We start from the raw sequence: 9,165 nt of genomic DNA on the forward strand, positions 1-9,165 counted from the left end.
TGAACCAGCTGGTATTTTTGTTTAATCTTTTTACGGATCCTGGTAATGGCATCTGTAATTTCTTCCGTATCTAAATCTGCTTCGAACACAATAACCAACACCAAAACCACCTCCTCCGGAGATTGGTAAGTTGACAATACATTGGCTACCCTTATCACGGCCTCATCTTCTTCTGCCATTGAAATAATATCACGCTTCGTTTCAGGGGTTATACCCTCTCCCATCAATAAGCTGCGGCTTTCCCTGGCCAGAATAAAAGATACAAAAACAAGTAAGGTACCTACTAAAATTGAGGCCACACCATCTAAAAAAGGTATATTGAAGGTATGACCAATAATCATAAGCACCAGCACAATGAACAAACCCAACACGGCCGCACCATCTTCAAAAAGCACTAAAAAGCTCGACGGATCTTTACTTTTCACAATAGCCTTCCAAAAATTTAACTCTCCTCTCACCGCATTAAACTCCTTAATGGCAATCACTAAAGATGTTCCTTCAAAAATCATGGAGATCACTAATACCACATAATTCCATGTGGGGTCGCCAAGAGGCTCGGTATGTACAATATGCTGTATACCCTGGTAAATAGAAAGGCCTCCGCCTAAGCCAAAAATCAGGATAGATACAATGAACGACCAAAAGTATAACTCCCTGCCATAGCCAAAAGGTCTAATGGAGTCCGGGGCTTTCCTGCTTCTTTTTAATCCATACAAAAGTAAAACCTGGTTAACGGTGTCGACCAGCGAATGGATGCCTTCAGAAATCATGGAGGAACTATTGGTGTATGCACCTGCGATAAATTTTGTAACTGCAATCAGTAAATTCGCTATTAAAGCACTATAGATACTCTTTTGATTTTTTGCCATGAGGATGTCTAATCAACAATAATAAGGCTTAAATGTTCCTATTATCTTATCTTTGGCATTTTATAATTGCTTATGCTTCCACATCCGGCCTTTTCATTTGTTTCTATTCTAGACAATGATTTTTATAAGTTTACTATGCAACAAGGTGTTGTAAGGTTATTTCCAGGTGCCAAAGCCCGTTATCAATTCATCAACCGTGGTCACCATACTTTTCCTGCTGGTTTTGCGCAGGTGCTGAAAGTGGCCGTACAGGAAATGGCCCTGTTAAAGCTCACCAAAGAGGAAAAGAATTTCCTGGAGGTCACCTGTCCTTACCTTGACCCAGTGTACCTTGATTTTTTAGAAGGCTATCGCTATAATCCTGAAGAAGTAAGCATTTGGCAAGAAGGTGAAAACCTGGAAGTAAAAGTGGAAGGCCTGTGGTACCGCACCATTTTATGGGAAGTGCCCCTCATGTCGCTCATCTGTGAGCTTTATTATAAAATGACGGATGCCGTGAGGATTAGCGATGAGGAAGTTATAGACATTACCCGCAAGAAAATTGAAGCTTACCATAACTTAGGCGTTACCGTTGCCGAATTCGGTACCCGCAGAAGATACAGCTATGAAGTGCATTCTTTGGTGCTCAAGGCGTTGAAGAAATATGGCGGCGGTCCTTTTATAGGGTCCAGCAATGTACACATGGCCATGCAGTACCAAACTAAACCTATAGGTACCCATGCCCATGAATGGTTTATGTTCCATGCCGCCCGTTATGGCTTTAATATGGCCAATGCCATTGGCTTGGAACACTGGGTGGATGTTTATCGCGGCGATTTAGGCATTGCCCTTTCAGACACTTATACATCTGAAATCTTCTTTAAACAGTTCGATAAAATGTTCTCTAAACTGTTCGATGGTGTGAGGCACGACAGTGGCGATCCTCTACTTTTTGCCGACAAGGTCATTGCGCATTATGAAAGTCTAGGTATAGATCCTCGTACCAAAACCATTATCTTTTCTGATGGTTTAAATTATGATAAAGTGGCTCGGATTGTTGCTTATTGCAAAGATAAAATAGGCCTTTCTTTTGGTATTGGCACTAATTTAACCAATGATGTGGGCCCACAGCCCATGAATATTGTAGTCAAAATGACAGCCGCGTATCCGCAGGATGGCGAATGGACCGATGTGGTTAAATTATCTGATGACCATGGTAAATATACGGGAGCTGAAAAAATGATTGACCTTGCTAAAACAATATTAGCACTCGACTAATTTCCTTTTTTATAAAACGCTTATTCAATTAAACACAACACACAAATAATACACACAAATGCAAAAACTACTAATTACCCTATTTCTTATTTGCTGCTTTTCATTGGTTAAAGCACAGGAAATCAAGTCGCCAGATAAGAACCTTACTTTAAAATTCTGGATAGCAGAAAGTGGCATACCCACCTACCAACTTAGCTATAAAAACAAACAAGTCATCAAACCAAGTAAACTGGGTATTGAAACCAAAGATGTGCCTTCTATGCTGGAGGGCTTTACGCTAAGTAATGCAGAACAAAAATCTGTTGATGAATCATGGAACCCTGTTTTGGGCGAAGTAAAAACCATCCGTAACAATTACAAGGAGCTATTGGTTACTTTAACCCAAAAGGCCGAAAAAGACAGGTATATCCGCATCCGTTTCCGCCTTTTTAATGATGGTTTAGGCTTCAGGTATGAGTTTCCAGAGCAGAAAAACTTAAACTACTTCATTATCAAAGAAGAAAAAACACAGTTTGCTTTAAATGGCGACCATAAAGCGTTTTGGCTTCCCGGCGATTTTGATACCCAGGAATACAGCACCGTTACTTCTAACCTTTCTGAAGTGAGAGGAAAAATGAAAGAAGCGGTAACACCAAATGCTTCTCAAACCACTTTCTCGCCTACAGGTTTACAAACACCTTTAATGCTGAAAAGTAAAGATGGTTTATACATCAATATTCATGAGGCTGCTTTGGTAAACTATTCTACCATGTCTTTAGACCTGGATGACAAAAACTTTATTTTATCATCTTTCTTGACGCCAGATGCAGTGGGTGATAAAGGTTATATGCAAAGTCCTGGTCAGTCGCCATGGAGAACCGTTATTGTCAGCGATAAAGCCACAGACATATTAGCCTCTAAATTAGTATTGAACCTCAATGAGCCTACAAAATATAAGGATGTGAGCTGGATCAAGCCTATTAAATATGTTGGTGTATGGTGGGAAATGATTACCGGCAAAAGTACCTGGGCGTATGCCGATGTAGAAAGTGTGCAATTGGGTGTAACAGATTATAAAAAACTGAAACCTAATGGTAAACATGCTGCCAATACAGCACATGTTAAAGAATACATTGATTTTGCCGCAGCACACAAAATGGATGCGGTTTTAGTGGAAGGATGGAATGAAGGCTGGGAAGATTGGTTTGGCAAAACCAAAGACTATGTTTTCGACTTTGTTACCCCTTACCCTGATTTTGATGTGAAGGAATTACACCGTTACGCAGCATCAAAAGGCATTAAAATGATGATGCACCATGAAACGTCCAGCTCTGTACGCAACTATGAGCGCCATATTGATACCGCTTATAAATTCATGGTAGAGAATGGTTATAATTCTGTGAAAAGTGGTTACGTAGGTAACATTATTCCAAGGGGTGAGCACCACTACGGACAATGGCTGATAGATCATTATTTGTTTGCCATTAAAAAAGCAGCAGACTATAAAATTATGGTGAATGCACATGAGGCAGTAAGGCCCACAGGTTTGAACAGAACTTACCCTAACTTGCTGGCTAACGAAGCTGCTCGTGGTACGGAGTATGAATCTTTTGGCGGTAACAACGTTGACCATACCACCATTTTACCTTTTACACGTTTAATTGGTGGCCCTATGGATTATACCCCGGGTATTTTCCAAACAAAAATCAGTGCTTACAACCCTGAGAACACCTCTTTTGTACACAGCACCCTGGTACATCAGTTGGCTTTATATGTAACCATGTATAGTCCTTTACAAATGGCGGCAGATTTGCCAGAAACGTATAACAAGTTTTTGGATGCTTTTCAATTTATTGAAGATGTGGCTGTTGACTGGGATGATACTAAAATTCTGGAAGCAGAACCTGGCGATTATATTACCATTGCACGTAAAGCAAAAAACAAAAATGAATGGTATATTGGTGGTATCAGTGATGAAGTGCCACGTACGGCAACCATTAACTTTAGCTACCTGCCTAAAGGCAAAACATATGTAGCCACCATTTATGCAGATGGAAAAGACGCCAGCTACGACAAAAACCCACAGAGTTATGCCATCAGAAAAGTTTTGGTGACCTCTAAAAGTGTGTTGAAACAAGCAATGGCTGCCGGTGGTGGTGTTGCCATCAGCATTAAAGCAGAAGCTACTGCAGCAGATAAAAAATTGCAAAAATTATAAGTAATTGATAGTATAAACAGTTGTTGTGCGGTGGCAAAAAATTGCACAACAACTGTTTCTTTAAAATCCACAGCCATGATCATGTTACAGCAAAAGTTGATTTTACCTGAAAAAAGAAGAGGTTTTCATTTGATTACGGACGATGTGGTGAATGCCATGCCCAGGTTAAGGGAAATTAACAATGGCATGTGCCAGGTGTTTATACAGCACACTTCTGCTTCTTTGTGCATCAATGAAAATGCGGACCCTACCGTAAGGCTGGATTTCGAGATGTTCTTCAATAAAAATGTACCAGAAAATGACCCTGAATATAAGCATGATTATGAAGGGAGTGATGATATGCCTGCACACCTGAAAGCTGCTTTATTGGGCACTTCAGTTATGATTCCTGTGCTTAAAGGAAGACTGGCATTGGGTACCTGGCAAGGTATTTACCTAGGCGAGCACCGCAATTTTGGTGGCCGCAGAAGTTTAATGATTACGGCCTGGGGAGTTTAAGGCTATAAATGTTACCCTTTTCGCCTGCCAATAATATCAACTTCCCTTTTTTTGCCTTGCGCACGGCATTAAAACTTAAAGCAGAGATTTTCTTCCAGATCTGTCCTCCATCCGTTGAAATATCTACCCCAGATGTGCCTACTGCAATCAGGGTTTTATCGTCAACATAAACCACACCCGAGCGATATCCACTCACCGAGCTAACCGGAATGGTCCAGTCCATGCCTCCGTTATTAGTCAGCAAAGCATTGTTAACCGATACGGTATCTTTCACATAATTGCCCCCTACTACTATCCCATGTTTTTCATTATAGAAATCCATAGAAAAGGGACCGGTAGAATTTTCTCCCTGCCAAATCGGACAAGCATATTTGCGCCAGGTCTGTCCGTAGTTGCTGGAATGGTAAATATTTGATATAAGGCCACCAGTGGCAATCCAGACCTTTCCTTTGCCTAATGTTTTAATGGTTGTTCCACTAGCCGCAAAAGAGGCTTCACCTTGATGCATCTTTATGTTCAGCTGTGCAGAGATGTCAGTCCAGCTATTGCCACCATTACTGGTTTTTAAGATTTGCAATTGATCTTTGATCGGATCACCAAACACCATCCCATTTTGCTGATCCCAGAAATCCATGCCATCTAAAAATATGGCTGAATCAAGGTTTTTATAAGTCGTTTTCCAGGATTTCCCCCCATCAACGGTTAAAAGAATATAGGCCGGCGAACCTGCATTAACTATTATAGCACGCTGCTCATCAAAAGCTTCAATATCCCTAAAGTCTAATTTCTCAAAGCCCTCCGGGTAAATCCAGGTCCAGTTTTGGCCACCATCAGTGGTTTTACCAATGGTGCCGCGGCTGCCACTTACCCAGGCCACCTGGTTGGAAACCACAGAAAGCCCCCTGATACTGGTATTGGTACCGGTGTTTAAAGGCTTTAATTCATAGCCTTGAGAAAAAACAGCCATGGGCAACAACAGCAACAGGAGGCTTAAGTATTTCATTATTTTACGCGGCTCCAGGTTTCTGATCTACCAAATAAAGAAACACCAATATATCCGCGGATACTGATTTTGTTCATCTCTACCGGCGTAATGTTACAGCTATAAGTTTTGCCAGATTTAGCATCATAGATCTTGCCATCCGTCCATTTACCATCCTCGTAAACAAAGTTCTTTAACATTTCCTGACCTAAAATTGGTTTTGTCTTTAAGGCAGCATCAGGGTTTTTAGCGTCTAATTTAACGTTTCCCTTTTCATCCTTTGGGTTTTTTAACCACACGATTTTACCGAAGTACTTATCACCTTTTTTATAAATGTCAATATGCGCTTCTCCCGAAGGATTTACCCATTGGCCAAGAATGGCATCTTTACTTTGCGAAAATCCTGAAAAGGAAATGGCAGTAAGCAATAATAGAATTGAAAAATATCTCATACAGTTTTTTTATATTATTTATTAAAGTTATAAAATCACTTCATATAAAAGAATATTTCGTGAAAAATCGAAAAAAAGAAATTTGTGCCTGTATGAGCTGGTAAGGGTTTACAAAATTAGTCGTCACTCTTGTATAAATATATTGGCATTAGCTTGTCGCCAGCTTTTTGTCAGGTATGGGTGAGTCCACGGTGAGTCCACAGTGAGTCCACAGTGAGTCCACGTTTTACCGAACAAAGGGTGGACTGAGTGTGTACTCACCGTGGATTGGATGCGCTGTCATTACTAGCTGTCACTAAGCCGTCTTTTAAAAGACCTTAAGTCAAAAGCTAGATTTTAACAGGCAAAAAAAAGGCAGAATCATTTTTTAAATGACCCTGCCCTTGCTATAAAGCGTATGCTATTATTTTACAGCCACATCCCAGACTTTGGTGAGCTTTGATTTACCGGCCGGTCCTTCTATGTATAAAGTTACTATATAATGGTCAGGTTTGGCATAGGTATGGATAGGATTTTGTTCTGTAGAGGTGGTTTCATCACCGAAATCCCATTTCCATTTTAAGCCTTTCCCAATGGATTCATCTGTAAAAGCAACCAGCCTTTTGTTCATATCAATGACTTTAAAAGACCACTTTGCCTCCATGCTTTTTTTAAACTGATCCTCTAAAGGCATCAGCTTAAAGGGAAGCAGATAAGAGGCATTACCATACATGGTATGCTCCTTGGAAAGGTTCCAAAAGCCATTGTGTCCTTTGGCTTTCACATCATCATAGTCGATCACTGCCCAGGCCAGGCCAATATTTTTATTCTCTGTTAATTCAGATTCTACAGAAAATGAAGGCCCCTTCGCACTGGCATAATCAAAGGGGGTGATCCAGAATTCCAGGGTAAGTTTACCTGAGTCGCCGGGTTTAAAATTATAGTTAACCGCTGCATTTGCATAAGGCAAATCTTTAATCCACGAAGGACTGCCCCATGCCAATGCCCATTCTTTACCTTGTGCAGGGGTAAAAATATGGTAGTTCTGCGCATGCACACCATGAAAAGAAAAATAGGCATCCATCATGCTGAGCTCCTTATTAGGGTGAAACCTGTCGATAAAAGGGCCGCCAGATTGATCGCCATCTACTACAACCTCAAAAATATCATTGTGCAAATCCGACAAAGAGAAATCCCAATAATCATCATAGGCTTCGTAGAGGAAATAAAGTCGGTTCATACCTTTTACCCAACCTACTTTTACCTTTACATCGAGGTTGGCTGCATTGGCAGTGTGTTTTTTACTGTCATCCCACAGCTGGTCCATGCCAATGCTGTAACTTTCGGGCACCAGGTTCCAATCCACTGCATTACCATCAATAACAGGAATTTTATTGGCTGGAAATTGGAAAACCTGATAGCTGCGTTTTTCCTGCCCTATGGAATCGTGAAAATTGAATAAAAGACAACACGTAAACAAGGTAAGTGCTATACCTTGTTTTACGTTGATGTTCTTAAATTTTAAAGTAAAAATATTCATTAATAAGCGTATATGATTTGATTGTACGGAGCTGAGGCGTTTCCACCTCTACTGCATTTGATCAGGCTGCGTTTATTCCTTGCCAGCAACTTTCAACTGTAAGGAGCTGTCGTTAATTTCAAACTCAAAGTTCTTGATCAGCTTCAATACTTCTGAGCCAGCTAACAAAACCGGTCCGTAACTATGCGCCGCAAATACATTGATAGGGCGGTAATAATAGAATGCAGGGTCAAAACCCATGCCTGTACCAACACAAGTACCTTCCACCTGACCCTTGTCAGTTACTTTAGTCGCCACAGCATTCCATGCTAAAATAGCAACGGGAGCAAAGGCACGTTTATCAATATAACCCCTGTTTACCGCACGGGCAATTGAATAGGCGAAAATAGCGGTAGCAGAAGTTTCAAGGTAAGAATCATTGCGATCTAACAACTGGTGCCAGAAGCCTGTGCCATCCTGGTAAGCGGCAAGACCTTCAATATGTGCCTGCAATTGTTTAAGCACAGGTTGGTAGCCCGGGTGCTCTTTCGGTAAAACATCTAACAGCTCTACCATGGTCATCACGGCCCAGCCATTTGCACGTGCCCAATGGTATTGAGGATGAAAGGCCATGCCTTGTACCCAGCCGTGCATGTATAAACCTTTTTGCTTGTTAAACATGCGCTCAGAAAACTGGAGCACTTGTTTCACTGCATCATCATTGTATTTTACATTTCCGGTCAGCTTGCCCATTTGTGCCAATGCAGGCACACTCATAAACATATCATCTAGCCAAAGCGTATTGGGCTGCGGACGATTACGTGCCAGTGTACCATCGGCCAAACGGAATTCCTGATCAGAAATATAGGTGATGTAATTATCGATCAATGGGCGAAGGTTGGTTTTATAACCCGAACGTTCAACTTTAATCATCGCCGCACAAACTGCACCGGCATCATCCAATGCATGAGGTTTTAATACCGTGCTTACAGGCGTTACCAATTTAGGATTTGATTTTAGCTGCTTTGAATAATAAGGTGCAATAGCTGCAATCAATTTCAGGCGTTTTTGGGTATAGGCCGTATAACGACTGTCGCCCGTAGCCTCACCGGCATTCAACATGCCGGCATAAGTTACCCCCCACTCATAACTAGTGAGCCTGTAATCGCCAGCGGCAAAAACAGCATCATTAGTCAATTTATTCAAATCGGTGATCTCAGCCTTAGTCTTTGGGTCAACAACCTTTGCCGGTGTTACCGCATCCAGGTAGAGGTACACGCGGTTGAGTACTTTGGTAATATCTTCGGCAGCAGGTTTACCATAAGGCGTTACATAATCAGGCTTCATTAAATGCAAGGGTGCCGTAACATCGTTATGTTGCTTAGGTTCTTGAGCTATAGCTATTTGGCTTG

8 protein-coding genes are annotated in these 9,165 nt (G+C 41.3%); 3 read left to right on the top strand and 5 right to left on the bottom strand.

Annotation, left to right across the window (positions count from 1 at the left end):
- Positions 1 to 869, bottom strand: an 869-nt coding sequence (locus ACR2F7_RS12205) for a cation diffusion facilitator family transporter (RefSeq protein ID WP_432713838.1), incomplete at its 3' end; no start/stop codon positions are given.
- Between the two features lie 72 nt (positions 870 to 941).
- Here ACR2F7_RS12205 and pncB point away from each other — a divergent pair.
- From pncB to ACR2F7_RS12220, 3 genes are all read left to right on the top strand, one after another.
- Entirely contained in the window at positions 942 to 2,126 is a 1,185-nt protein-coding gene (gene pncB, locus ACR2F7_RS12210; protein WP_432713839.1) for a nicotinate phosphoribosyltransferase, read from the top strand.
- 58 nt (positions 2,127 to 2,184) lie between these two features.
- On the top strand, positions 2,185 to 4,323 hold the full coding sequence (locus ACR2F7_RS12215; protein WP_432713840.1) for a glycoside hydrolase family 97 protein: 2,139 nt from the start codon (positions 2,185 to 2,187) through the stop codon (positions 4,321 to 4,323).
- 75 nt (positions 4,324 to 4,398) lie between these two features.
- On the top strand, positions 4,399 to 4,821 hold the full coding sequence (locus tag ACR2F7_RS12220) for a secondary thiamine-phosphate synthase enzyme YjbQ (RefSeq protein ID WP_432713841.1): 423 nt from the start codon (positions 4,399 to 4,401) through the stop codon (positions 4,819 to 4,821).
- On the opposite strand, the gene ACR2F7_RS12225 is transcribed toward ACR2F7_RS12220, so the two are convergent.
- The 4 genes from ACR2F7_RS12225 to ACR2F7_RS12240 form a co-directional block, all read right to left on the bottom strand.
- Positions 4,802 to 5,824: a WD40/YVTN/BNR-like repeat-containing protein gene (locus tag ACR2F7_RS12225; protein ID WP_432713842.1), complete on the bottom strand. Its 1,023-nt coding sequence runs from the start codon at positions 5,822 to 5,824 to the stop codon at positions 4,802 to 4,804. The two genes, ACR2F7_RS12220 and ACR2F7_RS12225, sit on opposite strands and share 20 nt — an antisense overlap.
- Entirely contained in the window at positions 5,824 to 6,255 is a 432-nt protein-coding gene (locus tag ACR2F7_RS12230; protein ID WP_432713843.1) for a DUF2147 domain-containing protein, read from the bottom strand. The genes ACR2F7_RS12225 and ACR2F7_RS12230 overlap by 1 nt, the downstream gene beginning before the upstream one ends.
- Before the next feature lie 403 nt (positions 6,256 to 6,658).
- Positions 6,659 to 7,774, bottom strand: a complete 1,116-nt coding sequence (locus ACR2F7_RS12235; RefSeq protein WP_432713844.1) for a PKD domain-containing protein — start codon at positions 7,772 to 7,774, stop codon at positions 6,659 to 6,661.
- Positions 7,775 to 7,846: 72 nt separating this feature from the next.
- Positions 7,847 to 9,165: glycoside hydrolase family 88/105 protein (locus tag ACR2F7_RS12240; protein ID WP_432713845.1), on the bottom strand; the 1,319-nt coding region annotated here is incomplete at its 5' end.

It is taken from the genome of Pedobacter sp. (genome assembly GCF_045628745.1).
Classification (GTDB): domain Bacteria; phylum Bacteroidota; class Bacteroidia; order Sphingobacteriales; family Sphingobacteriaceae; genus Pedobacter.